General features: G+C 62.1%; 32 protein-coding genes. 17 read left to right on the forward strand and 15 right to left on the reverse strand.

All coding sequences use genetic code 11. From position 1 onward, the window contains the following. Nucleotides 1-20: 20 nt before the first annotated feature. From ACR0DA_RS11840 to ACR0DA_RS11860, 5 genes are read right to left on the reverse strand one after another with little or no spacing between them, the layout of a single operon-like run. On the reverse strand, nt 21-2,165 hold the full coding sequence (locus tag ACR0DA_RS11840) for a hypothetical protein (protein ID WP_480754152.1): 2,145 nt from the start codon (nt 2,163-2,165) through the stop codon (nt 21-23). Beyond that, nucleotides 2,162-3,031 (reverse strand): flagellar motor stator protein MotA, encoded by an 870-nt coding sequence (gene motA / locus ACR0DA_RS11845; protein ID WP_480728155.1) that lies wholly within the window; start codon nt 3,029-3,031, stop codon nt 2,162-2,164. The genes ACR0DA_RS11840 and motA overlap by 4 nt, the downstream gene beginning before the upstream one ends. Before the next feature lie 46 nt (nt 3,032-3,077). Next, a complete protein-coding gene (locus ACR0DA_RS11850; RefSeq protein WP_480754154.1) occupies nt 3,078-3,659 on the reverse strand; it encodes a MotE family protein in 582 nt (193 codons plus the stop codon). Next, a complete protein-coding gene (locus ACR0DA_RS11855) occupies nt 3,659-4,213 on the reverse strand; it encodes a hypothetical protein (RefSeq protein ID WP_480754156.1) in 555 nt (184 codons plus the stop codon). Before ACR0DA_RS11855 ends, ACR0DA_RS11850 begins: the two co-directional genes overlap by 1 nt. Before the next feature lie 9 nt (nt 4,214-4,222). Next, nucleotides 4,223-4,720, reverse strand: coding sequence for a flagellar basal body-associated FliL family protein (locus ACR0DA_RS11860; RefSeq protein ID WP_480754158.1), 498 nt, complete (start codon nt 4,718-4,720; stop codon nt 4,223-4,225). A gap of 119 nt (nt 4,721-4,839) precedes the next feature. Between ACR0DA_RS11860 and fliF the strand changes: the two genes are divergently transcribed. From fliF to fliP, 4 genes are read left to right on the forward strand one after another with little or no spacing between them, the layout of a single operon-like run. Next, the gene (gene fliF, locus ACR0DA_RS11865) at nt 4,840-6,435 is read left to right on the forward strand and encodes a flagellar basal-body MS-ring/collar protein FliF (RefSeq protein WP_480754159.1); all 1,596 of its coding nucleotides are present in this window, start codon (nt 4,840-4,842) and stop codon (nt 6,433-6,435) included. Further along, nucleotides 6,435-7,031 (forward strand): FliH/SctL family protein, encoded by a 597-nt coding sequence (locus ACR0DA_RS11870; protein ID WP_170510048.1) that lies wholly within the window; start codon nt 6,435-6,437, stop codon nt 7,029-7,031. The genes fliF and ACR0DA_RS11870 overlap by 1 nt, the downstream gene beginning before the upstream one ends. Continuing rightward, a complete protein-coding gene (locus ACR0DA_RS11875) occupies nt 7,024-7,311 on the forward strand; it encodes a FliM/FliN family flagellar motor switch protein (RefSeq protein WP_480754161.1) in 288 nt (95 codons plus the stop codon). The genes ACR0DA_RS11870 and ACR0DA_RS11875 overlap by 8 nt, the downstream gene beginning before the upstream one ends. Further along, nucleotides 7,311-8,039, forward strand: a complete 729-nt coding sequence (gene fliP / locus ACR0DA_RS11880) for a flagellar type III secretion system pore protein FliP (protein WP_437342671.1) — start codon at nt 7,311-7,313, stop codon at nt 8,037-8,039. The genes ACR0DA_RS11875 and fliP overlap by 1 nt, the downstream gene beginning before the upstream one ends. Nucleotides 8,040-8,056: 17 nt before the next feature. Here the strand turns inward: fliP and ACR0DA_RS11885 are convergent, their stop codons facing one another. After that, nucleotides 8,057-9,496, reverse strand: a complete 1,440-nt coding sequence (locus ACR0DA_RS11885; RefSeq protein ID WP_170600307.1) for a sensor histidine kinase — start codon at nt 9,494-9,496, stop codon at nt 8,057-8,059. Further along, nucleotides 9,493-10,230 (reverse strand): response regulator transcription factor, encoded by a 738-nt coding sequence (locus ACR0DA_RS11890; protein WP_170360520.1) that lies wholly within the window; start codon nt 10,228-10,230, stop codon nt 9,493-9,495. The genes ACR0DA_RS11885 and ACR0DA_RS11890 overlap by 4 nt, the downstream gene beginning before the upstream one ends. A 218-nt stretch (nt 10,231-10,448) precedes the next feature. Between ACR0DA_RS11890 and ACR0DA_RS11895 the strand changes: the two genes are divergently transcribed. From ACR0DA_RS11895 to ACR0DA_RS11910, 4 genes are read left to right on the forward strand one after another with little or no spacing between them, the layout of a single operon-like run. Beyond that, nucleotides 10,449-11,693: an ABC transporter substrate-binding protein gene (locus ACR0DA_RS11895; protein ID WP_480754163.1), complete on the forward strand. Its 1,245-nt coding sequence runs from the start codon at nt 10,449-10,451 to the stop codon at nt 11,691-11,693. Between the two features lie 57 nt (nt 11,694-11,750). After that, on the forward strand, nt 11,751-12,623 hold the full coding sequence (locus tag ACR0DA_RS11900) for a carbohydrate ABC transporter permease (RefSeq protein WP_170600304.1): 873 nt from the start codon (nt 11,751-11,753) through the stop codon (nt 12,621-12,623). Further along, nucleotides 12,616-13,515, forward strand: coding sequence for a carbohydrate ABC transporter permease (locus ACR0DA_RS11905; protein ID WP_093964103.1), 900 nt, complete (start codon nt 12,616-12,618; stop codon nt 13,513-13,515). Before ACR0DA_RS11900 ends, ACR0DA_RS11905 begins: the two co-directional genes overlap by 8 nt. Before the next feature lie 3 nt (nt 13,516-13,518). Further along, complete coding sequence (locus tag ACR0DA_RS11910; RefSeq protein ID WP_170600303.1) at nt 13,519-14,616, forward strand: ABC transporter ATP-binding protein; 1,098 nt, start codon at nt 13,519-13,521, stop codon at nt 14,614-14,616. A 60-nt stretch (nt 14,617-14,676) separates the two neighbouring features. Here the strand turns inward: ACR0DA_RS11910 and ACR0DA_RS11915 are convergent, their stop codons facing one another. Further along, the gene (locus ACR0DA_RS11915) at nt 14,677-15,285 is read right to left on the reverse strand and encodes an MlaC/ttg2D family ABC transporter substrate-binding protein (protein ID WP_170433778.1); all 609 of its coding nucleotides are present in this window, start codon (nt 15,283-15,285) and stop codon (nt 14,677-14,679) included. Further along, nucleotides 15,275-16,102, reverse strand: a complete 828-nt coding sequence (locus ACR0DA_RS11920; RefSeq protein WP_170341043.1) for an MlaA family lipoprotein — start codon at nt 16,100-16,102, stop codon at nt 15,275-15,277. Before ACR0DA_RS11920 ends, ACR0DA_RS11915 begins: the two co-directional genes overlap by 11 nt. 296 nt (nt 16,103-16,398) lie before the next feature. On the opposite strand from ACR0DA_RS11920, the gene ACR0DA_RS11925 reads away from it, so the two are divergent. The 4 genes from ACR0DA_RS11925 to ACR0DA_RS11940 are packed head-to-tail and all read left to right on the forward strand — an operon-like array spanning nt 16,399 to nt 19,143. Continuing rightward, on the forward strand, nt 16,399-16,854 hold the full coding sequence (locus ACR0DA_RS11925; protein ID WP_005980179.1) for a RidA family protein: 456 nt from the start codon (nt 16,399-16,401) through the stop codon (nt 16,852-16,854). Beyond that, nucleotides 16,851-17,618: a glycerophosphodiester phosphodiesterase family protein gene (locus tag ACR0DA_RS11930; RefSeq protein ID WP_170341937.1), complete on the forward strand. Its 768-nt coding sequence runs from the start codon at nt 16,851-16,853 to the stop codon at nt 17,616-17,618. Before ACR0DA_RS11925 ends, ACR0DA_RS11930 begins: the two co-directional genes overlap by 4 nt. A gap of 47 nt (nt 17,619-17,665) precedes the next feature. After that, nucleotides 17,666-18,853 carry a GNAT family N-acetyltransferase gene (locus tag ACR0DA_RS11935; protein WP_480754165.1) on the forward strand — a complete coding sequence of 396 codons (1,188 nt, stop codon included), beginning with the start codon at nt 17,666-17,668 and terminating at the stop codon, nt 18,851-18,853. Continuing rightward, a complete protein-coding gene (locus tag ACR0DA_RS11940) occupies nt 18,850-19,143 on the forward strand; it encodes a 4a-hydroxytetrahydrobiopterin dehydratase (protein ID WP_170341049.1) in 294 nt (97 codons plus the stop codon). The genes ACR0DA_RS11935 and ACR0DA_RS11940 overlap by 4 nt, the downstream gene beginning before the upstream one ends. Here ACR0DA_RS11940 and ACR0DA_RS11945 read toward each other — a convergent pair. The 4 genes from ACR0DA_RS11945 to ACR0DA_RS11960 all read right to left on the reverse strand — a co-directional run bounded on the left by ACR0DA_RS11945 (nt 19,140) and on the right by ACR0DA_RS11960 (nt 20,712). Beyond that, nucleotides 19,140-19,451 (reverse strand): hypothetical protein, encoded by a 312-nt coding sequence (locus ACR0DA_RS11945; protein ID WP_170360533.1) that lies wholly within the window; start codon nt 19,449-19,451, stop codon nt 19,140-19,142. The two genes, ACR0DA_RS11940 and ACR0DA_RS11945, sit on opposite strands and share 4 nt — an antisense overlap. 49 nt (nt 19,452-19,500) lie before the next feature. Continuing rightward, entirely contained in the window at nt 19,501-19,848 is a 348-nt protein-coding gene (locus ACR0DA_RS11950; RefSeq protein ID WP_170360535.1) for an EF-hand domain-containing protein, read from the reverse strand. 11 nt (nt 19,849-19,859) lie between these two features. After that, on the reverse strand, nt 19,860-20,105 hold the full coding sequence (locus tag ACR0DA_RS11955) for a glycine zipper 2TM domain-containing protein (RefSeq protein WP_093964393.1): 246 nt from the start codon (nt 20,103-20,105) through the stop codon (nt 19,860-19,862). Between the two features lie 121 nt (nt 20,106-20,226). Beyond that, nucleotides 20,227-20,712, reverse strand: a complete 486-nt coding sequence (locus tag ACR0DA_RS11960; RefSeq protein ID WP_170360950.1) for a peroxiredoxin — start codon at nt 20,710-20,712, stop codon at nt 20,227-20,229. A gap of 99 nt (nt 20,713-20,811) precedes the next feature. Here ACR0DA_RS11960 and ACR0DA_RS11965 point away from each other — a divergent pair, with 99 nt between their 5' ends. From ACR0DA_RS11965 to ACR0DA_RS11980, 4 genes are read left to right on the forward strand one after another with little or no spacing between them, the layout of a single operon-like run. Next, nucleotides 20,812-22,023 (forward strand): NAD(P)/FAD-dependent oxidoreductase, encoded by a 1,212-nt coding sequence (locus tag ACR0DA_RS11965; RefSeq protein WP_480754167.1) that lies wholly within the window; start codon nt 20,812-20,814, stop codon nt 22,021-22,023. Continuing rightward, nucleotides 22,020-22,583: a 16S rRNA (guanine(966)-N(2))-methyltransferase RsmD gene (rsmD, locus tag ACR0DA_RS11970; RefSeq protein WP_480754169.1), complete on the forward strand. Its 564-nt coding sequence runs from the start codon at nt 22,020-22,022 to the stop codon at nt 22,581-22,583. The genes ACR0DA_RS11965 and rsmD overlap by 4 nt, the downstream gene beginning before the upstream one ends. Further along, complete coding sequence (locus ACR0DA_RS11975; protein WP_170600296.1) at nt 22,576-23,211, forward strand: HAD family hydrolase; 636 nt, start codon at nt 22,576-22,578, stop codon at nt 23,209-23,211. The genes rsmD and ACR0DA_RS11975 overlap by 8 nt, the downstream gene beginning before the upstream one ends. 23 nt (nt 23,212-23,234) lie before the next feature. After that, entirely contained in the window at nt 23,235-23,414 is a 180-nt protein-coding gene (locus ACR0DA_RS11980) for a hypothetical protein (RefSeq protein WP_170360546.1), read from the forward strand. Here ACR0DA_RS11980 and map read toward each other — a convergent pair. After that, nucleotides 23,402-24,214, reverse strand: coding sequence for a type I methionyl aminopeptidase (map, locus tag ACR0DA_RS11985; RefSeq protein WP_480754170.1), 813 nt, complete (start codon nt 24,212-24,214; stop codon nt 23,402-23,404). The genes ACR0DA_RS11980 and map overlap by 13 nt on opposite strands. 251 nt (nt 24,215-24,465) lie before the next feature. Between map and ACR0DA_RS11990 the strand changes: the two genes are divergently transcribed. Next, entirely contained in the window at nt 24,466-24,861 is a 396-nt protein-coding gene (locus ACR0DA_RS11990) for a RidA family protein (protein ID WP_170364684.1), read from the forward strand. A 29-nt stretch (nt 24,862-24,890) separates the two neighbouring features. On the opposite strand, the gene sfsA is transcribed toward ACR0DA_RS11990, so the two are convergent. Next, complete coding sequence (sfsA, locus tag ACR0DA_RS11995; protein ID WP_170447477.1) at nt 24,891-25,598, reverse strand: DNA/RNA nuclease SfsA; 708 nt, start codon at nt 25,596-25,598, stop codon at nt 24,891-24,893. Nucleotides 25,599-25,616 lie beyond the last annotated feature (18 nt).

Raw genomic sequence — 25,616 nt, forward strand, 5'->3', positions numbered from 1 at the left:
GTTCGTCGCGCGGATCCTGGCTATTCCAGTTCAGTTGTCACGTTCAGCAATTCGGCTATCTTCTGCCGCGTGTCGGCGCTGGCCTCAAGCAGCTGTTCAGCGTCTGAAATCGGCTTGTCCGGTTCTCGCTGCACTGGCGCACGCAGGGCCGAGCTCAGATCTATGACCTGCCCCAGCGCGGTGTCCTTCGCCCCAACTTCTTCCAAGTTGAACCCCGCCCACCATGACAGGCGCGCCGCGGAATCCTCATCCCCTATGTCCCGCCAAGCCTCAACGGCGGCCGCGTAATTGCCCATATCGGTCAGGGCTTGGGCCCGCACCCTTTCAGCGTCATCGGAGCGATCCTCGGCCAATTCGCGCAGGGCCAGATCCGGTCGGTTTTCCAGCAGCGCGGCCCGCGCCCGAAGGATGGCGCGTTCGCGCCTGCGTGTCCCATCCGAACCTGCACCCGTCAAGTCTCGGGCTTGCTTGGCAAAGCCGAGGTCCGCAAAACGCTTGGCGAGCAACAGCGAAGTCTCGGTCGAAATAGACTCTAAATGATGTGGTTTCAGGGTACTTGTATACAGCAGAAAGGTCAGGTCATCCGCGCGCTCTGCTGCCAGATGCAAAATACGATTGCGCGTGCCGGTCCAGGTCTCGTCTCCGCGATGGGCATCAAGGATATTGAAGGCCGCAGAAAACTCGCTGCCAAGGGCAAGCGCCAGGGCGTGACCGCGGGCCATGACCGGGCCCAATTCAGAATTGCGCAGTTCGATCGCGTAGCCCGAGATCAGATCGATTTGGCGTCGCGAAACGGCCCCACCCTCTGCCCACTTCTTTTCAACGAGCCGGGCCAGGGCAAGCGGGGCTTCCAAATCCGAGCTTGGGTTGTCGATGACGTCGTTCAACAAATTGTCGCGGGTGTCCGCATCTCCCTCAGCGGCAGCAACAGTTGCCTGCGCGAGTGTCACCTCGGGGTGTTGCAGAGTTTGGACGCGATCCACCGAACGAAGTACCCGCCGGGCGGCTTCAAGCTGGCCGGAGGTGACGAATATCTCGGCCAGCCGGGGGCCGAGGATCCGGCGTAGATGCTCAGGAAGCCTCAGGTACGCCTGTTCCATCCGTTCCTGCTGCGCATCTTCCTGCAACTGGCCATCCGCCATCGCGGCCCACATGGCAACCGCGCCGTCGCAGCGTTGCAACCCACGCAGTTGGTCAGGCTCTGATACAGGCTGATCATCAATTATTTGCGCGACCGCTCGAACCCATTCCTGTTCCGGCGATGCATCTTCGATCAACTGCAGAACCTGTATGGCCTCTGAACCGAAACCCCAGTGTGCCAACAGCTTTGCGAGCTTGAGCGCGATGGATCTGTCGACCCTGTCGAACTCCAGGAACAAGCCCGCTCGCAGCTCAGCCACCTGATGCGCAAAAGGCCGACCGTCAGACCAGGTGTCGAACCCCAATTCGGCATCCGAAATACAGGCTGGCAGCAACTCCAGAGGTTGCAGAGGTGGCTCTCCCAGTTTGCCCAACTCGTCAAGGATCGAGCTTACCTGGATATGAGCAGGCAGATCCTGCGCGATGTCCGGAAGCGCTTCCGGCACCGAGGCACGCGGACCCGGAGGTGTGACGTTCAGGTCGACAAGCTCGCGATCCGAGCCTTGCAACAGACGGGTCGAAAGGCGCTGCTGCAGGCCATCGCGATCCAGTTGCGGAAGTGGGGCAACGATTTCAATTGATGGCGCTTCGGCCTGTGGACGACGCTTGGAAGTCTGTTCTGGGATCACAATCGATGGAATGTCCAGACTTGGCGGAGGCAAGGCTTTTTGCGCCGCTATGTCCACAACGATCATCGTATCCTTGTACAAAAAAGCGGTCGCGGCGCAGTCACAGCCGAAGTCCAACTCAAGCGGCGCGCCGGAATCGGCCTGCGATATGGCCTCAAGCCGGCCTGCGGACAATCGTGCAAAGACCGATCCGGTCTTGAATTCCACGTCGTCCAATTCGACCGCCAGGCGCGCACCGTTTTTCCGGTGGGCGAGGCTCCAGTTGGTGCCCGCAGGAACGCTGAGAACAAGCCGCGTGAAGCCGTCATGTTCGCCGGACCGCACCGGAACATCCTTTGCCAGCACTCCAGTTGCCGATGCGCTCAGGCCAAGGGTCAGGAGCAAAACCCGGATCATGCTGCCGCCTGCTTGATCTCTTTCAAGGCTTCTTCCAATTCGGTGAAGCCGGGGCGATTGTGGGTCGGCGTGTTCTGGCGACCAACCTCGATACACATTGCAGGGTTGTGATTGTGCAGGTTGGCAACCAGAACTTCCCGGATCAGTTGATAGAAGTGATTGTCTTCCTCCACGACCGCTTTCAGCTTTCCGGCGAAGGGGCCGACCAGCCCGTAGGCCAGAAAGACGCCCAAGAAAGTCCCGACAAGGGCACCTCCGATCAACTTGCCCAAGACCTCGGGCGGTTGGTCGATCGAGCCCATGGTCTTGATCACGCCCAGAACGGCCGCGACGATCCCCAGTGCCGGCAACCCGTCCGCCACGGTTTGCAGGGCGTGGCTGGAATGCATGGCGTGGTGGAAATTGGCATCCATCCGCTTTTCCAGAACTTCTTCAACCTGATGGGGATCGTCATAGTTCATCGCCGCCGACCGCATGGTGTCGCAAATCAGGTCCACGGCCTCTTTGTCCGCCTGTATCTTGGGGAAGGCCGCGAAAATGGCCGAGTTTTCAGGGTCTTCTATGTGCTGCTCGAGTTCGACCGGATTTGAACGGGCAAGCCGGATCAGTGAGAACAGAAGGCACAGCAGATCGCGGTAGTCTTCGGGCTTCCATTTCGGGCCTTTGAAAACCTTGCCCAGATCCTTGATCGTGTGTTTGACCGCCGACAGGTCATTGCTGATCAGAAAGGCGCCGATGGCGGCCCCGCCGATCATCATCATCTCGAACGGCAGAGATTTGAGGATGATCGCCATCTTGCCGCCGGCGGCGAGGTAGCCGCCGAACACCATTACGAAAATAAAGACGATTCCAAGAATTCCGATCATGTGGTCTCTCCGGCAGAGCGGTCTTTGTGGGTGGGGCTCATGGCGGCTACTCAGTGGGGGCGTTGGCGTTGCGTCCGGCCATTACGACACTGATGGTATAGGCGGCCTCGGGGCTGAGACCGGCCATCACACCCGCAGCAGCCTCAGGCGGCATACGCGACAGGAAACCGGCCGCAAAAACCGGATCCATCGTTTCGAACAGCGCCGCGGCGTCCTTGGGCTTCATGTTCTGATAGACATCGGTCAGACGGGCAAGGTCGGTTTCAGCCGCCTTGTCCGCCACGGCCAATGTCTCGCGCAGCGATGCCTCGGTCTCTTGCAAATCAGAGAGGCGCGTCGCAATGGCCTCGTTTGCAATCTCCAGGGCACGCTCCCTGTCGCGCAGCGCGCTCTCACGCTGTTTGACGGCTGCTTCCCGACGCAGCAATTCGGTCAGCAAGGCTTGCATGTCCGGTTTTTCGTCCGATTCGGTGCTGTGTGCCGAGACTTCCGAGGGGTCAGAACCCCTTGCCAAAGCCGGCCCAGCCTCCAGCCCCAGCCGTATGATGGCGGAACTGATCATCAAGGCTGAAATGAGGGTCAGAACGCCACCACGTGGTCGACGCTGGACAGGTTGCAGGCTGCGCATCAGGATCGGGCCTCGCTACCTTGCGCCTTGTGCCTGAAGAACAATACGCCTTTGGGAATCGGGCCGGGATCCTCTGCGGGGTCGTTGGTGATTTTGACCTCGGCTTCCGGCTTGGATGGCTTTGGTTCCACCGCCTCAGGCTCGGCGGGTTGCTCGGGTGCTTGAGGCCCGGATTCCTCTTTCAGCGAGACCGGTTCCGCTTCGAGAGGTGACGGCTTTTTGGTTTCGGCCGAGGAATTTGCAGGCTCTTCAGCCGCGGGTTTGTCCTCGGGGATCACGTCGTGCATCGACGCCATGATCAACTCAAGCCGCTGTGCGACTGACTCGGCGCGCACGGTCAGATCCTGCAGTTTGTGCCCGGCCTGGTCAGATGCAGCACGCGCGGCATCCAGGGATTTTTTCAGTTCTTCCGCCTGTGCGGACAGCACGGAAACCGCGCCACCGACGCCCCGCTCCAGGTCCGTGAACCGCCTGAGGCGTCGGGACAGAACAAAACAGTACAATCCGGCCCCCAAGGCGCCGGCGACCAGCAGAATGTCCGAGATCAGTTCCAATTTCGCCTCCTAGTTCAATACGAATTCCGTGACCAGAACGTCACGTACCCGACCTTCGCCAACGACGATGCCGATGCGCCGCAGCAGGTGCCCGCGGATGCGAACCAGGGCCAGCGAGTCCTCGAGGTCAGACAGGTTGATGGCCCGGAGATAGCCGTTCATCACGTCCATGATGCGGGGAATCATCTTTTCCAACTCGGCCTCGTGACCGGCGGCCACCTCAAGTTGCGCGTGGAATTTCAGATGGCGCGAATCGCCGGAATTCACGGACACGATCACGGGCGGCAGGTCGACGAACCCGAAGTCCGGCAACGCATCGATCGCATGTCCGGCGTCCGCGTTTTCCGCTGTTTCTCCTTCGGCCTCTGGGGCTTTGCCCAAAAGCCCGGACGCGGTCACATAGTACCCGCCCGCAGCACCCAGCAGCGCCAGAACCACGCCAATCATCAGTCCCTTTTTACCCGACTTCTTCGGGCCTTCTGCCTCATCCACGGTCGCGTCTGTCATGGCGTCCTCATTCTTGCGTTCGGCACCCGTCATAACCCCGCAGGGACTAACCGATTGTTAAGGGCAATCGTTCAAACAGGGCACGAGCCGCACAGAATGTCGACGAGTCGGAGGTGAGCGTGCAGCAGATTGGAACTGTCTGGGCAAGTTTGGGCAGGCGCAAACAAATCATCGTGGCGGGGGCGGCTATCGTCGTGTTCCTGAGTGTCCTGGCGATGTCGCGGTTGGTGACATCTCCGTCCATGACACTCCTCTATTCGGGGCTGGAAAGCGGGGCGGCGGGGGATATCGTCCGCGCCCTGGATCAACGCGGTGTCACCTACGAGATTCGTGGCGGCTCAATCTATGTTCCGGGCTCGCAACGCGACGAGTTGCGCATGACCCTGGCAAGCGAGGGTCTGCCTGCAAATGGCAACCGGGGTTATGAACTGCTGGATACCCTGAGTGGGTTCGGTACGACCTCGCAGATGTTCGACGCTGCCTATCGGCGCGCCAAGGAGGGTGAACTGGCGCGAACCATCGTCAGCAGCCCTCATGTGGGGCAGGCGCGGGTTCACATTGCCAGCGGGTCCACAAGCCCGTTCCAGCCCAGCGTTTCGCCAACCGCTTCGGTCTATCTGGTGCCATCCGGGGCCAAGATCACGGTTGAGCAGGCCAAGGCGATCCGTTTTTTGGTGGCCTCCGCCGTGACCGGCCTCGCGCCCGAGGATGTTGCGGTGATCGATTCCAACGGTGCGGTGATCGGCCCGCAAGAGACGGCGGTTGCCGCCGACACTGCCGATGACAAGGCCAAGGTCTTGCGCGACCGCGTCCTGCGGCTGGTCGAGGCACGCGTCGGACCCGGCAATGCGGTGGTCGAAGTCAGCGTCGACACGGTCACCGAGACCGAATCCATAAGAGAGCGGCGGTTTGACCCCAAGGGCCGCGTCGCAATCAGCACCGATGTCGAGGAACGGTCGGATACCTCCCGCAATCAGTCGTCTGATGTGACGGTCGCGTCCAACCTGCCGGACGGGGACGGCAATGGCAGCGATGAATCGAATTCTTCAGCCACGCAAACCCGCGAGCGGATCAACTATGAGGTTTCAGAGACCGAGCTTGAAGTTCTGCGGGTGCCGGGCGCCATCAAACGCCTGACGGTTGCCGTGCTCGTCAACGGAATCCGCACAACGGACGCCACCGGTGCCGAGGTTTTTGAACCGATGGCACAGCCGGAACTGGACGCTCTGGAAGAGCTTGTCGCCTCGGCCGTGGGCTTCGATGCGGATCGCGGGGATGTCATCACGCTGAAATCCCTGGAACTGCCCAATGTCGAACCGCAGGGAACATTGGCGACCGCTTCGGTCTGGCAAAGCATCCATCTGGATACGATGTCGCTGATACAGATGGCAGTGTTGGCCATCGTATCGCTGGTCATGGGGCTGTTCGTGATCCGGCCGATCCTGACCGGTTCGGCCGCAGTGCCAGCCTTGCCGCCTGCCGCAGCCTCCGCCGAGGGCGGCGCGCCATATCTTGTCGGTGAAATCTCAGATGCTGATGGACAGGAATTCAGCGCTCTCACCGGCCAGGGTGAAAACGGAGGCTCTGTGCCTGCGATTGGGTCCACGGCAAGCGAAGATGCGGTCGGCCGTCTGCGCGCCATGATCGGGGACAAACAGGAAGAGACGGTCGAAATTCTGCGGAACTGGCTGGAAGAAAACGAGGAGAAGGTGTGATGTCGATCGCCCACCTGCTCGAGGATTTCACGGCTCAGGCCGACGGCGCGGATCTGCGATTGCTGGACGAAGAAGCTTTGGAGGAAGAGCGGCTCGCCGCTTTCGAACGCGGATATGGTGCCGGGTGGGAGGATGCGCTGCAGGCCCAAGCCCAAGATCGCGCTGCGCTGACCGAGGATATGCGGGCAGCCTTCTCCGACATGTCCTTCACCTACCAGGAAGCTCTGACCCGGATGACCTTGTCGCTTGAACCGATGTTCAGCGCTCTGGTTCAGACCGTTCTTCCCCAGGCGTTGGATCGGGGGCTTGCCGCCCGCGTGATCGAGCAGTTGAGCGAAATGGCCAATGCGCAGGTTGCAGAACCGATCCTTCTGTTGGTTCCACCCGGTGTTGAAGGGGATGTCGAGGCGTTGTTGCCCGTCGACATCACGCCCCTCCCCAAGGTCGTCGCGGACCCCGAGTTGCTGCCAGGTCAGGCGCGGTTGCAGGTCGGCACCGCCCGGTCCGAGGTTGATTGCACCGCGCTGCTGGACGCGATCGCCGCCGCTTTCGACGCATATGTTTTTGAGGCAAAAGAGGCTTTGTCAAATGAGTGACGCACCTGCATCCAAACCTGAAAGACCCAACCCGTTCGAAGCCGTTCCCATCGAGGTGACGGCTTCCGTCGGTCGGGCGCGCCCCTTGATACGCGACTTGTTGACCATGGGTGAGAACGCCGTTCTGACCTTGGACAAACGGGTTGAAGATCCGGTGGATCTGTATGTCGGCGACCAATTGGTCGCCCGTGGTCTGCTCGAGGAAATGGAGGGGGACAACGCCGGTCAATTGGCGGTGCGTCTGACCGAGATTTCGGATTTCCAGAACGGACTTGGATGATGCGTCGGGCGGCCTGGTGTGCATCGGCGATCCTTGTGCTGACACCAGCACTGGCATCGGCACAGGAGCTGTCGCTGTCATTGGGCGACGGCGGATCCATATCGGCGCGAACCATTCAGTTGATCCTGCTGATCACGGTGCTCAGCCTGGCACCCGGCCTTGCGATCATGGTGACCTGCTTCCCCTTTCTGGTCACGGTACTGGGTATTCTGCGGCAGGGGATCGGATTGCAACAGTCCCCGCCCAACATGCTGATCGTCAGCCTGGCGCTGTTTCTGACCTACTTCATCATGGAGCCAGTCTTTACCCAGGCTTGGGATACCGGGATCCGACCAATGGTCGAAGAAACGCTCGCGGTAGAGCCTGCATTGGAACGTGCCATGGTGCCGTTCCGCGAGTTCATGGTGGCGCGGCTGGATGGTGACACGTTTCGGGCCATGGCGGCCTTGCGCCCCGACACCGCGTCGATGGAGCTGTCGCCGGAGGCGCCTCTTTCGGTTCTCATGCCGTCCTTCATGCTGTCCGAGGTTGCCCGCGCGTTCCAGATCGGATTCCTGATATTTCTACCGTTTCTGATCATCGATCTTGTAGTGGCCGCGGTACTCATGTCGATGGGGATGATGATGGTGCCGCCCGCCACGGTTTCGCTGCCGTTCAAACTGGCGTTTTTCGTGATTGCGGATGGGTGGTCCCTGATCGCCAGTGCCTTGGTGCGAAGCTATTCCTAGCCTGCGTGTGGACGGTCTCAGCGCCGGATTTGCAGCCGTGCCCGTAGACCCTGATCACCCGCTTCAAAGCGCAGCGAGCCACCATGTTGCTCTGCCACGGTTGCAACGATTGTCAGGCCCAGTCCGAACCCGTCGGACGACCCGATGTTCGAACCGCGCCGGAACGGGGCCATCAGCGCTTCGATATCCGAGACGGACAAGTTGGTTCCCTTGTCTTCGACGACAATCGTGGCGGTTTCCGCGTCGGTTTCTAGTTCAACCGTTGCGTGGCGCCCGTATTTCAGCGCGTTGTCGATCAGGTTCGTCAGCGCCCGTTTCAATGAGATCGGTCGCGCCATGACAAGGATGCGACGGGTCTCTGGAAGCGAGCCATGCCCGCGCCGCGACATGAAAAGCGACGCCGCGCCCTCCACCTCGACCGGGGCGACCTGTTTCAGGGTCACAGGCAGATCCATATCCTGGTAGTCGGCAACCAGCGACTCGACCAGTGAGGTGAGAGAGATCTGGCGCGGGTCCTCGATGCTCAGTTCCGAGCGGGTGTAGGTCAACACGCTTTCGATCATGCCGGTCATCTGGTCGACATCGGACTCCAGCTTCTCTCGCAACCCGGCGTCCGGAATCAGCGCCGCGCGCAGACGCACGCGGGCCGCTGGCGTCCCAAGGTCGTGGCTGACGCCGGACAGGACCGTGGCACGCTTTTCCAGCTGTGCGCGTTCGTCCTCAAGATGCGTATTGACCGCCGATACGATGTCGCGCAGTTCGGCCGGCCCGGACATGTCGTAGCTGTCCGGACCCCCGCTGCGCCGGCGGTCACGCAGCGACTGGGAGAACCGCGAAAAGCTGTCTGTCACATTGCCAACTGATGTCAGAATGATCGCAAGTGCCACGACCGCCAAAAAGATCGCAGGCAGACGCAGGTCGGCCGGGGCCGCATCGCACCCCCAGACCTGCGTACCGTCGATCTTCTGCCACGCGCCCTGTCCGAACCGGGCCACCAGAATGGGTTCGCTGCAATAGGTGGCCAGCAGGCGTGTCAGGTTGCCCATCTTCTGCGGCCCGGTCTGATCGCTGCCTGACACGATGTCGGATACCGGATAGACCAGCCGGTCGGACAAGACCGCAAGCGTCAGGTTCCGTCCGCTGAGCGGTGCCGAACTGTCGGTCAGAATGGACAGGTTGGTCAGAAACCGGCGTCCTGCAAGGTCGGGCAACTGCTCGAATTCACCCGCATCGGCCAGACTTGCCGCCTCGGGCGGCAGTGGCGTGATCAACACGTCGGGATGCGAGGCGCGACCTGTGCGCAGATCTTCGTAGACCGAGAACCCGGCAACATAGGCCCGGGTCAGATAGGCGTCCCAGTTGCGAACGGATGAAAACCACAGTCCTGCCGCCAACAGCCCGGCAGCAAACGCACCCAGGCTCCAGGCCCAGCCCAGATCCCGCAGGCGCAGGGTCATGCCTCCTGTTCCACGGTGACCTCGCAGGCGAAGACATAGCCGACACCGCGGGCCGTGCGCAGCATCTGCGGATCTTTGGGGTTGGCCTCGATCTTGGACCGAAGCCGCCCCACCAGAACGTCGATGGCCCGACCCTGCGCTTCGGGCTTGTCACCGGTGCCCGTGACGTCCAGCGCGGCGGCGATCTCGTCACGGGTCAGCGGAATGTGCGGGTTGGCCAGCAGCACCTTGAGCAGCGCGGTTTCGCGCTGCGACAGCGACACCTGGTACCCGTCCGGGGCATGCACCTCGTCGCGCTTTCCGTCATAGACCCATCCGCCAAAGCGGAACGTGCGGATCCGCCGGCGATAGGCCAGCGATGGCGTGCGCCGCGCGCGCTGCATCACCGCGCGCACGCGCGCCAGCAGCAGTTGCGGGTTGAACGGCTTGGCGATGTAGTCGTCAGCGCCCACCTCGTACCCGGCCATGCGTTGGTGATCGGCAGACAGGGCCGACACGAAGATGATCGGCACGTCCTGTTCGCGGCGCAGCCGGGCGCAGATCTCAACACCGTTTTCATCACCCAGCATCACGTCCAGAAGGATCAGGTCTATGCGGCCTGATTTCAGGTGTGCCTGCACCTCGCGCTCGGTTGCTGCTGGCAGGGCAATGAACCCGTTCTGGTGAAAGAACTGGGTCAACATCGACCGGATTTCCGGATCGTCATCCACAACCAGCAGACGTGGAATGCTCACGCTGTTCCTCCCCGATTTCCCCCTCGACGCTGCCCTCAATTGTAACGGACTGCAACAGATTCAAGGTCAACGTAACACGCTGTAACAAAAGGCGGGAAAATTTGCAGCCCGTGCCGGATACATGGGAAATTTGCCATTGCCAGACGGCAAGCGGCTGCCGGTAATGTCCCGCATCGCTGCCCCGCGGCAGCAAACAAGGATCTGGGAGGATACCAAACATGAAACGTTTCGCACTCGCCACGGCGTCGTCGCTGGCCGTTCTGGCTGGCACGTCGGTGATGGCCGAACCGCAGGCCGAAGTTCTGCACTGGTGGACGTCGGGCGGCGAGGCCAAGTCGGTCGCCGTTTTGCAGGAAGAGTTTGCGGCCAATGGCGGCACCTGGACGGATATGCCCGTTGCAGGCGGCGGCGGAGACGCGGCGATGACCGCGCTGCGCGCCCGCGTTCTGGCCGGCAACGCGCCGACCGCCGTTCAGCTGAAAGGCCCGGCGATCCAGGAATGGTATGAAGAGGGTGTTCTGGCGGACATCTCGAACGTTGCCGAGGCCGAGGGCTGGGCCGAAGTCCTGCCCGCCTCGATCGCGGCGCACATGCAGTGCGAAGGCACTTGGTGTGCCGCACCGGTCAACGTGCACCGTATCGACTGGATCTGGGCAAATGCCGACATCCTGGCTGCCAATGACATTGAGATGCCGACCACCTGGGACGAGTTCAACGCCGCTGCCGAGAAGCTGCAGGCCGCAGGCGTCATCCCGTTGGCCCACGGTGGTCAGGCCTGGCAAGACGCAACCGTCTTCGAAGCAGTTGCGCTGGGCATCGGCGGACCCGAGTTCTTCAAGAAGGCCTTTGTCGATCTGGACCCTGAGACTCTGACCTCGGACACGATGGTTCAGATTTTTGACCAGATGCGCACCCTGCGCGGGTTCGTTGATGAGAACTTCTCGGGCCGCGACTGGAACTTGGCCACGGCGATGGTCATGAACGGTGAGGCCGCCTTCCAAATCATGGGTGACTGGGCCAAGGGTGAATTCCTTGCCGCGGGCAAGGTCCCCGGCGAAGACTTCCTGTGCGCCTCGACCCCTGGTGACGGCTACCTGTACAACGTCGACAGCTTTGCCATGTTCGACGTGGACGGCGACGACAAGCGCGCCGGTCAGGAACTGCTGGCCAAGCTGATCGTGGCCCCCAAGTTCCAGGAAGTGTTCAACCTGAACAAGGGTTCGATTCCGGCGCGGACCGACGTCGCACTGGACAAGTTCGACATCTGCGCCAAGATCTCGGCCGAAGACATGGGCGCTTCGTCCGCCAATGGCTCGCTGCTGCCGTCCTACGCACATGGCATGGCGCTGCGCGGTGCGCAGGCTGGTGCGATCACCGACGTCGTGACCGCACATTTCAACTCGGATATGTCCTCGGCTGACGCGGTTCAGCAACTGGCGGACGCGGTGGCAAACAGCTACTGATCCAACACGCTCTGCCCCCTATACTGCGGGGCAGAGCATCTTTCCCCGGAGGAAAAAATGTCCGAATGGCTGGAAAACCACCTTCCCAAGGTGGTGCTGGCACCGTCGTTCATCGCCGTATTGATCTTTGTCTACGGATTTATCGGATGGACCGCCTGGGTGTCGCTGACCCGATCGAAACTGCTGCCGAAATACGAGATCAAGGGCTTCATCCAATATGACCGCCTGTTTGACTCGCCCCGCTGGGACACGGCGATCAACAACCTTTACGTCTTTGGCGCGCTGTTCATCGTGATCGCGATGGTTCTGGGCCTGCTGCTGGCGATCCTGCTGGATCAGAAGATCCGCGTCGAAGGCGCGATCCGTACGATCTACCTGTACCCGATGGCGCTGTCGATGATCGTGACCGGCACCGCGTGGAAGTGGATCCTGAACCCGGGTCTGGGTATCGAGGCCATGGTCCAGGGCTGGGGCTTTACGAATTTCAAGTTCGACTGGCTGGTGAACCCGGACTACGCGATCTACACGATCGTCATCGCCGCGATCTGGCAGAGCTCGGGTTTTGTCATGGCTCTGTTCCTGGCCGGACTGCGCTCGGTGGATGGTGAGATCATCAAGGCCGCGCAGGTCGATGGCATCCCCACCTGGCGGATCTATACGGCAATCATCATTCCGTCGATGGCTCCGATCTTCCTGTCGGCCTTCATCGTGTTGGCCCACCTTGCGATCAAGAGCTTTGACCTTGTCATCGCCCTGACAGGCGGCGGTCCGGGTTACGCGACCGATCTGCCCGCAACCTACATGTACGCCATGGCGTTTTCGCGCGGCGATATCGGCCAGGCGGCGGCGTCCGCGATGATCATGATGCTGGTCGTCTTTGCCATCGTGGTTCCTTACCTCTACTCAGAACTGAGGGCGAAAAATGACTGATCTGTCGATGCCCCAAACCCGAACTCGCAGCCAGAGTGCCACGGGCAAGATTGCCCTGCGTTGGTTGCTGTATGTCCTGCTTGGTCTTTTTGCGCTCTACTACCTGATGCCGCTTTTCGTGATGTTGACCACATCGCTCAAAAGCCTCGAGGAAATTCGCACGGGATCGCTGATCTCGCTGCCGCGCGAGGTCAGTCTGGATGCCTGGAAAACCGCTTGGTCGGGCGCCTGCACCGGTATCCAGTGCGAAGGCCTGCGGCCCTATTTCTGGAACTCGGTCCTGATTGCGGTCCCTGCCGTGGCAATCTCAACCCTTCTGGGGGCGTTGAACGGATTTGTCGTCGCACAGTGGCGTTTCAAAGGGGCCAACATCATCTTTTCCCTGATGCTGTTCGGTTGCTTCATCCCATTCCAGGTGGTCCTGCTGCCGATGGCGCGTCTGTTGGGCCTGATGGGGATTGCCGGAACCATTCCGGGCCTGATCTTCGTCCACGTGATCTATGGGCTGGGCTTCACCACGCTGTTCTTCCGCAACTACTACGTCACCATCCCGGCCGAGCTGACCAAAGCGGCGCGGGTGGATGGTGCCGGGTTCTTTCGGATCTTCTGGTCGATCTTCCTGCCGCTGTCGCTGCCCATCATCGTGGTGACCGTGATTTGGCAGTTCACCCAGATCTGGAATGACTTTCTGTTCGGCGTTTCGTTCAGCCAGGCGGGCACACAGCCCGTGACCGTGGCGCTCAACAACATCGTCAACTCAACCACCGGCGTCAAAGAGTACAACGTCGACATGGCCGCCGCGATCATCGCGGGGCTGCCGACGCTGCTCGTCTATGTCGTTGCCGGTAAGTATTTCATCCGCGGCCTGACCGCCGGTTCCGTGAAGGGATAACCCATGGCTCCCATCCTCGATATCAAAAACCTGTACAAGAATTACGGCGCAACCGAGATTCTGAAGGACATCAACATCTCGATCGAACCGGGCGACTTCCTGGTGCTGGTCGGCCCTTCGGGCTGTGGCAAGTCGACCCTGCTGAACTGCATCGCCGGGCTCGAGCCGATCTCGGGCGGGACGCTGTCGATCGGAGGCAAGGACATGACCCATGTCAGCCCCAAAGACCGCGACATCGCGATGGTGTTCCAGTCCTACGCCCTGTACCCGACCATGTCGGTGGCCAAGAACATCACCTTTGGCATGAAGGTGCGCGGGGTCGATCAGGCGACACAGGACGCCAAGCTGAAAGAGGTCGCCGCGCTTCTGCAGATCGAGCCGTTGCTGAACCGCCGCCCCAGCCAATTGTCGGGTGGCCAGCGTCAGCGTGTGGCAATGGGCCGGGCGCTGGTGCGCGACCCCAAGCTGTTCCTGTTCGACGAGCCGCTGTCGAACCTGGATGCCAAGCTGCGGGTCGAGATGCGGACCGAGATCAAAAAGCTGCATCAGACGCTGGATGCCTCGATCGTCTATGTGACCCATGACCAGATCGAAGCGATGACCCTGGCCACCAAGATCGTGGTGCTGAAGGGCGGCGTGGTGCAGCAGATCGGCACCCCGGCCGAGATCTACAATCGCCCCGCCAACCTGTTCGTGGCCGATTTCATGGGCTCGCCGGCGATGAACCTGATCCCGGCGCGGGTCCAGCGCAACGGGACCGGCACGCAGGTTGCCATTGCGCGGGATGGGGCTGACCCGATCGTGCTGACGGATACGCGCGATCTGGACCTGCCCGAAGAGGTGATCCTGGGCCTGCGCCCCGAGGACATCGCTGAATCCGGGTTCCGCGCTGGTGCCGGTGTGCAAGAGGCCGCCTGCCTGGTCGATATGGTCGAACCGGCCGGTGCCGATACCTACGTCGTGTCGGAACTGGGCGGCAAACAGGTCACCGCGCGCCTGCATGCCGAGACCAGCGCCAGGGCCGGTCAGATGCTGAACCTGGCCTTTGATATGAGCAAAGTGTCCTATTTTGCGAAAGCGACAGGCGAACGCCTGAACTGAGCCACGAAAAACGCCGCGCAGGGATCCTGCGCGGCGTCATCACTACTCTGACCGGTTGGTTCAGCCGGTCTTTTTCAGGTCATTGATCAACTGATCCAGGTTGCCCTTGCGCGCATCCAGCATGGCGCCGATCTCGGTCCGCTCTGTCAGCAGCAGGTTCACGCCTTCGATGAACATGTTGTAGAACTTGTCGCGACCCGACTTGTCCGACACCAGGAAGGTCACCTCGAACGGCGCTTCGCCGCGCAGCTTGACGCTGCTGCGAACCTCGTAGCCGGCCTTGATCTTGCGGGCATTCTTCACGGTGACCTCACCCCCGATAAACTCGCGGAAGCGTCGACCATATTTGCGCGAGATGTACCCTTGGAAAGCCTTGGTGAATTCGCGCATCTGCGCATTGCTGGCGCTGCGGGCGTCGGCGCCCAACGCATAGCGCGCCATGATCGGAACGTCGGCATACTGCACGAAGATCTTTTCGAAATCGCGCAGCATGGCGCTTTCGGATTTGCCCGAGTCGATCACGCGCGTGATTTCGGCAACGACGCTGTTGACCAGTTGCGTGGCGCTGGCCTCGGTCAACGCCAAGGTCTGCTGCGGAAGGCCAGCCACGGCCAGCCCGGCCAGGGCGGTGGCGGCAAAGGTACGGCGGTTCATGGCGTTATTCAGCATAGGGGTCCTCATATGGGTCCTCGTAAGGGTCAAGGTATGGGTCCCTGACCGGGTCGGTGCCGGTATCGGCGTAGGGATCGGAGTACAGACCCAGATAGGCATCCTCATCGTCCCTTGCCAGTTCGAACCGGCGGTTTTGCAAATAGATCAGGCGGGCCTGAGCGTAACTGTCTGCGCTTTCATAGAGAATCGAGTCGACCGTGTCCGAGAACCTGCCCCGATCGCCCATCCGCCGCACCACCTCGGCATAGACGCCCAGGTTGTCGGCCGGTCGCGTCGGCGAGAAGTTGATCGGGTTCGAGAACAGGTTGACCACAACGCCGACCGCATCCCGGGTCGTCGAGGGGCCGTAGAACGGCAGTTCGACATAAGCACCTTCGCCGAAGCCCCAGACATGAAGCGTTTCGCCGAAATCGGTATCAACCGGCGGCAGGTTCAACTCATCCGCCGGTTTGGACAGACCGAACCCGCCCACTGTTGAGTTGATCACGAACCGCAGCAGGGCGTTGCCCGATTGTTTCAGATTGCCCTGCAGCAGATAGTCGACGGCCTGTCCGGGCAACGAGATGTTTTCAGCGAAGTTATTGAAGCTGGTGACCATCGGGTCGGGTACGATTTTCACATAGCCCTTCGAGGCCGGGCGGAACAGGAACCGGTCGACGCCCAGGTTGAACTTGTGAATGCCGCGATTTGCGTTTTCGTAGGGGTCGAAGACCTCGCCGCGGGCCGCTGCGTCCTGGGGTTGCGACGCGCAGGCCGACAGAACCGCGAACAGCGACACTGCGACGATGTGCTTGAAACGGATCCGGTTGGACACGGTCTTGGTTACTCCCGATCGTCCGGATGTAATCCAGCCGGACACTCAATCAATATGTTTTCTCGTTGGCACAACGGACCAATTCAACGGCACATAGTCGTTTCGCACCCGAAAGGAAACTCCTAGCGTTTAACTCGCGCGCCGGACCCGGGTAAAGTGGCCTGCATTCAACACATCCGCATGAGTGGAGACCTGCCCAAATCGAGGGCAAATGCGAAACTGCCGGTTTCCGGCTTTCCGTGGGCGGTGTTCCCGGTTAGCGTCCGCCCGAGTCACATGAAATTGAGGACAATCACATGAGCATCGCAGCCAAACTGGAATCCCTGGGCGTGACCTTGCCGGACGCCCCCGCACCGGCAGCCAACTACGTCCCGTTCGTGCGGGTGGGCAACATCGTCTATGTGTCGGGTCAGATCTCGAAGGACGATGCGTTGATCACCGGCAAGCTGGGCGCCGATATGGATGTCGCTGCCGGTGCGGCGGCGGCGCGGGTCTGTGCCATCAACCTGCTGGCCCAGGTCAAGGCGGCCTGTGGTGGTGACATCGACAAGCTGGTGCGGGTGATCAAGCTGACCGGATTCGTGAACTCGACCGCCGATTTCACCGACCAGCCGCAGGTGATCAACGGCGCATCGGACTTCCTGGTCGAGGCGCTGGGCGATGCGGGCCGCCATTCGCGCTCGGCCGTCAGCGCCGCGTCGCTGCCGTTGGGCGTGGCCGTCGAGATCGAAGGGATTTTCGAGATCCAATGACACCGTCTCTGCCTCGTGTGTTCATGGGCGCGCCGATCGCGCATCGGGCGCTGCATGACATTCGCCAGAACCGCCCGGAAAACAGCCGGGCGGCCATCCGGGCCGCCATTGCTGCGGGCTACGGGATCGAGATTGACCTGCAGTTGACGTCGGACGGCCATGCCATGGTGTTCCACGACTATGATCTGACGCGCCTGACCGGGCGGCCGGGCGCCATTCAGCAGATCACCCGGGCCGAGGCCGCGGACCTTCCGCTGCTGCACGGGGACGAGGGTATCCCCTCGCTTGAGGAAGTTCTGCAACTGGTGGCGGGCCGCGTGCCGTTGCTGATCGAGTTCAAGGATCAGCACGGTGCGATGGGGCCTGTGGACGGGCGGCTGGAACGGGATGCGGTCGCGCTGCTGAAGTCCTATGACGGTCCGGTCGCGCTGATGTCGTTCAACCCCAACTCCGTGGCCGAGCTGGCCCGGCTGGCGCCGGAGATTCCGCGTGGGCTGACGACCTGTTCCTACAAGCCCGAAGTCGAGCATCTGCCGGCCGAGGTCTGCGACCACCTGCGCGACATCCCCGATTTCAACCGGGTTGGCGCCAGCTTCATCAGCCACGAGGTGCAGGACCTGGCCCGCCCCCGCGTGGCCGAGTTGAAGGCGCAAGGCGTGCCGATCCTGTGCTGGACGGTGCGCTCGGCCGAACAGGAGGCCGAGGCGCGAAAGGTGGCCGACAACGTGACCTTCGAGAACTATCTGGCCGCCATTCCGGGTTGAACCCGGCTGCTGGCGTCACAGATAGTTCAGGGGACGCAGGAGGGCACATGGACCAGTCACAGATCGAGATACGGGTTCTGTCGGCGCTGGATCAGATCCCGGCGGCCGAATGGGACAGTTGCGCCTGCCCCGAGGCCGCCGACGGCACCCGCCCGCTGGACCCGTTCACCACGCATCGGTTCCTGCGCGCGCTGGAAGACAGCGGCTCGGTCGGGCGGGGCACCGGCTGGCAGCCGCAATACCTGACCGCCTATCTGGACGGCCTGCTGATCGGGGCCGCGCCGATGTTTGCCAAGTCGCACAGCCAGGGCGAATACATCTTCGATCACAGCTGGGCCCATGCCTATGAAAACGCGGGCGGGCGGTATTACCCCAAATTGCAGATCGCTGTGCCCTTCACCCCGGCGACCGGGCGGCGGTTCCTGACACGGCCCGGCTATGACGGGATCGCCATGTCGGCGCTGGTGCAGGGGGCGGTGCAACTGGCCGCCGACAACCGCCTGTCGTCGCTTCACGTTACCTTCTGCACCCAGGACGAGGCGCTGGCCGGGCAGCGGATGGGCCTGCTGGCGCGCGACTCGCAGCAGTTTCACTGGCTGAACGACGGCTATGCCGATTTCGACGATTTCCTCGCCGCCCTGTCTTCGCGCAAGCGCAAGAACATCCGCAAGGAACGGGCGCAGGCCAATGCCTTTGACGGCGGAATCCGCACCCTGACCGGCGCCGATCTGCGGCCCGAATACTGGGACGCGTTCTGGGAGTTCTATCAGGACACCGGCGCACGCAAGTGGGGCTCGCCCTATCTGACGCGGCAATTCTTTGACATCGTTCACGAAACCATGGCCGATGACGTGGCGCTGGTGCTGGCCGAGCGGGGCGGATACCCGATCGCGGGGGCGCTGAACTTCATCGGGCGCAAGACCTTGTTCGGGCGCTATTGGGGCTGCAACGAACATCACCCCTGCCTGCATTTCGAACTGTGCTACTATAGGGCGATCGACTTTGCCATCGCGCATGGTCTTGACCGCGTCGAAGCCGGCGCGCAGGGAGAACACAAGCTGGCGCGGGGTTATCTGCCCACGCGCACGCACAGCCTGCACTGGATCGCCGATCCCGGCTTTGCGGACGCCGTCGCGCGGTATCTCGAGGCCGAGGCCCGCGCGGTAGGGGAAGAGATCGAAATTCTGACGGATTACGGCCCGTTCAGAAAAGCCAACCCGGAGGAACAGCAATGAGCGAACTTCTGTCGACCGAGACCCGTGGCCCGCTGCTGGATCCGCTGTTCAAGAACGGCTGGACCATGGTCAAGGATCGTGACGCGATCACCAAGACCTTTATCTTCGACGATTTTGTCGATGCCTTCGGCTGGATGACCAAAGTGTCGATCTTTGCGGAAAAATGGAACCATCATCCCGAATGGTCCAACGTCTACCGCACGGTCGAGGTGGTGCTGACCACTCATGACGTGGGCGGCCTGTCGTCTCAGGACGCCAAGCTTGCGCGCAAGATGGACAGCCTGCTTTAGCCGCGGTCGCCCCGCGACCCCATGCCCCCAGCCAACATCGCTACCTCGCCCAGACGACGGAACTCGGCCGGGGTCACGGTACCGTCGCTCACGTCGATGTCGCGCGGGATTCCGGCGGTGCGATTGCCCATCATCCGTACGCTACGCGCCGCCGGATTGATGTCCAGACAGCGCGTCTGATAGCAGGTCAGACCTGCCGTATTGATCTGAATGTGCGCTTGCCCGTCCGGCCCGGTCACGACCGGCGCCTGCGGGACGTCGCACGCTGCCAGCAGAACGACCGCGCCAAGCCAATAAAATACTCTCATGCCTGCGCTCCTATTGGTCACAGGGTCAGCCGTGCCGGGGCGCCGGGCCTCAATCCAACTGACCGTTCCGGTCTTTGTCCGCAGACAGGAAATCGTCATTCATCTGCGAGTCATACTCTGACCGAGAGATAGAGTTGTCGCGATTGCGGTCAATCTTCTGGAACATCTTGATATCCATGAACGGCTTGGCCTCGTCCAGACCGAGCGTGCCATTCTTGTCATCGTCCATTTCCTGATAGGCGTAATCCGAAAAGGCATCGAATTCGTCGCGCGACAGGAAACCGTCGTTGTTGGCGTCGATCGCGTTCAATTCGCGCTCATTCAGTTCGGCCACGCTGTCTGCGGCGGCAGGTGCTGCCATCATCAGGGCCGTCATCAATAGAACCGAGTGTTTCATCCTGGCGCTCCTCAGCATGCGAATCTCTGGCCTTCGACCCCGCCGGCCACGGCGCCGGCTGCGGTCAGAATATCCTTGCCCGACCCACCGCCGAACTGGTTGCCGATGGCGCCGCCGATCAACGCGCCGCCCAGGGTGCCGCCAAGACAGGCGATTTCGTGCTGGCGCGCAGCCTGTTGCTGCGGCGTTGGCGCAGGCCCGCACGCGGTCAACAGCCCCGCGCCGCCCAAAGTAATGACTGCCAGAAATCTTTTCATGAATGAGCTCCCGGTTCCCATGCAGGAACACTGGCACATTCCGAGGGTGCGGGCCAAGTTAATTGGCCTTCATACAACGTGACCTGTGGCATGGCTCCGGTACGCACCGGGGCCGTTCGGGTCAGATCACTTCGAGCAGGCCTTCGCCAGCCGAAATCTCGCAGGCGCCGGGGCTTTCCTCGAGGTTCAGCGCCACGACCTTGCCGTCTTCGACCAGCATCGCATAGCGCTTGGAACGCGCGATCAGGCCAGCGGGCGGGGCGTCGAAATCCATGCCGATCGCCTTGGTGAATTCCGAGGCCGGATCGGCCAGCATGGTCAGCCCGGCCGCAGTTGCTCCCGTGGCCTCGCCCCAGGCCTTCATTACGAAGGGGTCGTTGACCGACACGCAGATGATCTCGTCCACGCCCTTGGCCGCAAACTGGTCCTTGGTGCGCATGAAGCTGGGCACATGGGCCGAGTGGCAGGTGGGGGTGAACGCGCCGGGCACGGCAAAGATCACCACCTTGCGGCCCTTGACCTTGCTGGAGACCCGCACCTCTTCCGGTCCGTCAGCGCCCATCTGGATCAGGGTTGCTTCGGGCAGGGTGTCGCCGGTTGAAATCATCTTCATGCTCCTGTCGATTGAAATTGCAAACTCGCTCCTTGCCGCAATATAGGTGGGCGGGTGGCACAAGCCACGGGAAATCGACAGGGGGCGGACCAGATGAGCCATATCGTCGTGATCGGAGCCGGGCAGGCGGGGTCATCCCTGGTGGCCGGGCTGCGCAAGGGCGGGTTTGAAGGGGCGATCACTCTGATCGGAGCGGAACCCGTGCTGCCCTATCAGCGTCCGCCGCTGTCCAAGGCCTATCTGCTGGGCGAGATGGAGCTTGAACGTCTGTTCCTGCGCCCCGAAAGTTTCTATGCCGAGAATGACATCACCCTTCGGCTGGGTCAGCAGGTGGACGCGATCGACCCGGCGGCCAAGACCGTGACCATCAGCGGTGAGGTGATCTCCTACGACCAGCTTGCCCTGACCACCGGTTCGCATCCGCGCCGCCTGCCTGCCGCCATCGGTGGAGACCTGGCGGGCGTGCATGTGGTGCGCACGCTGGCCGATGTTGACGCGATGGCCCCCGCCGTCACCCAAGGCGCGCGGGCGCTGATCGTGGGCGGCGGTTACATCGGGCTCGAGGCCGCGGCCGTCTGTGCCAAGCGCGGGGTGCAGGTGAAGCTGGTGGAAATGGCCGACCGTATCCTTCAGCGGGTCGCGGCCCGCGAGACCAGCGACTATTTCCGAGCACTACACAACGCGCATGGCGTGGACATCCGCGAGGGCGTCGGGTTGGAGCGGATCTCCGGCGAGAATGGCAAGGTCACCGGCGCAGTGCTGGGCGACGGGACGGAACTGGCGGTCCATTTCGTGGTCGTGGGCGTGGGCATCGCTCCGGCCACCGAACTGGCCGAGGCGGCCGGGCTTGCCATCGAAAACGGAATCAAAACCGACGCGCAGGGCCGCACCTCTGCCGCCCATATCTGGGCGGCGGGCGATTGCGCCTCGTTCCCCTACAAGGGCCGGCGCATCCGTCTGGAAAGCGTGCCCAACGCCATCGACCAGGCCGAGGTAGTGGCGCAGAACATGCTGGGCGCGGGCAAGGATTACGTGGCCACGCCCTGGTTCTGGTCGGACCAGTATGACGTGAAGCTGCAAATCGCCGGGCTGAACACGCGTTATGACCGGGTCGTAACCCGACCGGGCGAGGGGGCGACCACCTCGTTCTGGTATTACCAGGGCGATCAGTTGCTGGCGGTGGACGCGATGAACGACCCGCGCGCCTACATGGTCGGCAAGCGCCTGATCGACGCGGGCAAGACCGCCGATCCGGCGGTGGTGGCCAACCCCGCAGCGGATCTGAAGCCGCTGCTCAAGGCGTGAGGATTATTGCCGGAGATTTCCGGGGCCGGGCATTGGCCTCGGTCGGCAAGGGGGACGCGGGCGCGCATCTGCGCCCGACCACCGACCGGGTGCGCGAAAGCCTGTTCAACGTGCTGAACCACCTGATCGATTTCGACGGGCTGCGGGTGCTGGACCTATTTGCCGGCACCGGCGCGCTGGGGCTCGAGGCGCTTTCGCGCGGCGCGGCGCATGTCACCTTCGTCGATGACGGGCGGGTGGCGCAGGGGCTGATCCGCAAGAATATCGAGCTGACCCGCAGTGCCGACCGCACCGCCCTGATCCGCCGCGATGCGACGCGGCTGGGCGACAATCCCGAAGCGCCGTTCGACCTGATCTTTCTCGACCCGCCCTATGGCATGGGAATGGGGCAAAAGGCGCTGGTGGCGGCACTGAAGGGCGGCTGGCTGGCCGATGACGCGCTGGTGGTCTGGGAAGAGAACGCCCCGATGGCCCCGCCCGAAGGCTTTACGCTGCACGATGCGCGCAAATACGGCGACACCCATATCTCTCTGATGTGGCGGGACGGAACGCATGCATGATCTGGTAATTTTTGATTGCGACGGTGTCTTGGTCGACAGTGAAACGATCTCCAACCAAGTGATAGTCGACAACCTGGCCGGGTATGGGCTGAACCTGTCGCTGCAGGACTGCATGTCGATGTTCGTGGGCGGCACCATGTCGGGCGTCCGGGACTCGGCTCGCAAGATGGGTGCTGACCTGCCCGATGACTGGACCGAGCAGATCTATGCGCAGATCTATGATGTGCTGCGCGCGGGTGTTCCCGTGATTCCGGGAATCCCCGAGTTGCTGCGCCATCTGGACGAACAGCGCATTCCATTCTGTGTGGCCTCGAACGGGCGGCGCGAGAAGATGCAGATCACCTTGGGCCAGAACGGGCTGTGGGACAGGTTCCAGGGCGCGATCTTCTCGGCCCATGAGGTCGGCAGCGCCAAGCCCGAGCCGGGGTTGTTCCAGACCGCGGCCCGACATTTCGGTGCGAAGTCGCCCGTCGTCATCGAGGACAGTGCGAACGGTGTGACCGCCGCGATCCGGGCCCGGATGAGGTGCCTTGCCTATGCGCCGCACGATGACGGCGCGCGCCTGGCCGGGCTCGGGGCTGAAGTCATCCGTGACATGAAGGACGCGCCGCGGCTTTTGGGTCATTGACCGGCCTGTGCTAGACTGCGGTTATGGACCGCGCACTTTCACGCCCACTCTGGCCCGCCCGGTTCGAGGCGCAGGCCACCTCAGGACCCGAGCCACGGCCTCGGCCCGCACCCGTCTTCATTCAGGACGCGGTGACGTCATGGGGCCCGGACACCCTGCTGCTGAAGCTTCTGCGCGATCAGGCCGCCGATCAGGAGGAGTAGGTCGGGTGGAACTTGCCGCCCGGTGACAGGGTAAAGATCTCGACCCCGTCTGCGGTGACGCCCACCGAATGCTCGAACTGCGCCGACAGCGACTTGTCGCGGGTCACGGCGGTCCAGTCATCGGCCAGCGTCTTGGTCTCGGGGCGGCCCAAATTCACCATCGGCTCGATGGTGAAGAACATGCCTTCTTCCAGAACCGCGCCGGTGCCCGGGCGGCCATAGTGCAGCACGTTGGGCGGCGCGTGGAACACGCGGCCAAGCCCGTGCCCGCAGAAATCGCGCACCACGCTCATGCGGTGGGCTTCGACATAAGACTGGATCGCGTGGCCAATGTCACCGAAGGTGTTGCCCGGCTTGACCATCTCAATGCCTTTGAACAGGGCGTCGTGGGTCACCTGGATCAGCCGCTCGGCCTTGCGCGGCAGCTTTCCGGCCACATACATGCGCGACGTGTCGCCGAACCAACCGCCGACGATCACGGTCACGTCGATATTCAGGATGTCGCCATCCTTGAGCTTCTTGTCCCCGGGAATCCCGTGGCAGACCACGTGGTTCACGCTGATGCAGCTGGCGTGCTGATAGCCTTTGTAACCGATGGTGGCCGATTTCGCGCCGGCGTCCTCGACCATCTGGGTGATGATCCGGTCGATCTCGCCAGTGGTCTGGCCGGGAAAGACATGCTCGGCAATATCATCCAGGATGCGCGCCGCCAGAGCCCCTGCCGCGTGCATGCCGGCAAAGTCAGCCTGTTCGTAGATGCGGATACCGTCCTTCGTCAGACGGCCACGATGCTCTTTCATTCGTGCGGGGCTCCAAAAAATTCTGCGCAGCATCCTTTCTACGCTGCTTGTGCAGAAAGTACCAGAGGGCGCAGGGTCGCGGGTGCCCGCCCTGATCTGAATTTGGATGCGGGGGGCGAAACGTCAAGGGACGCTGCCGCGTTTTGCGCGGGTGGTCCGGCCCGGCGTCAAAAGGCCTCGACCGATGCCCGGATTTGGGGCCAAATGAATCTACAGAGACTCATTTGGTCGGGAAGAGAGGAGCCGGATGAATGTCGCAGAAACGGGAACTGATATCGAATGGAAACCCCATGGAGGCGGTCGTCGGCTTCAGCCGCGCCGTTCGGGTGGGGAATTTCATCGCGGTCGGGGGGACTGCCCCGGTCGATGCGCAAGGCAAGACAGTCGGGGTCGGGGACGTCTATTTGCAGACCAAACAATGCTTTGAGATCATCAAGGATGCGCTGGAGCGTGCCGGATCGGGTTTGCAGGACATCGTCCGAACCCGCGTGATCCTGACCGATATCGACAATTGGAAGCAGGCGATCGAGGCCCGCAAGCTGTACTGTCTGGACGCGCGACCCGTGGACACGATCATGGCGATCAACCGGTTCGTAAATCCCGAATGGTTGGTTGAAATCGAGGTCGACGCCGTCGTCCCCGATTGAATCGCCACGCGGCGGAAATCGACCGGCCTTCAGTCGCTGGAAATCGTCGCCTGCGGCTGAACCCAGACGCCATCCGGTGAAATGCGCGTACCACAGACCAAGTGTTCAACCCCATTGGCCCGGGCAGTCGAAAACGCTGCCGCATAGGCCGGGTCGATATCGGCGGCCAATGCGAAATTGCGGCAATCTGTGCGCTGAACCAGGTAGAGCAGGATGGCCCGGTGCCCTTGCGCGGCCATTTCGGCCAGCTCCCCCAGATGTTTGGTGCCCCGAGCGGTGACGCTGTCGGGGAATTCGGCCAGCCCCGGTTCGCGCGACAGGGTCACGCTTTTGACCTCGACATAGGCGTCAGGCAGCCCGGGTTGCGTCAGCAAAAAGTCGATGCGGCTGTTCTGGCCGTATCTGACCTCGGGCCGCACGGTTTCATAGGCGGCCAATGCGGGGATCTCCCGGGCTTGGAGCGCAGCGCGCAAGGCCCGGTTGGGGACCGAAGTATCAACGCCGGTAAAATGGCCGTTTTCATGATCGACCAGCCGCCAGCCGAATTTGAGCTTTTTCTTCGGGTCTTCATTAGGCTCAAGCCAGATCTTTTCGCCCGGTTCGGCCAGACCCATCATCGAACCCGGATTGGCGCAATGGGCCGTCACCTCGCGCCCGTCCTCAAGCCTGCAGTCGGCCAGAAAGCGTTTATAGCGGCGGATCAGGCGGGCGGGCACAAGAGGGGTTTGAAAGCGCATGGTTCCGGGCCTATACCT

The organism is Ruegeria sp. CI8 (assembly GCF_056536865.1).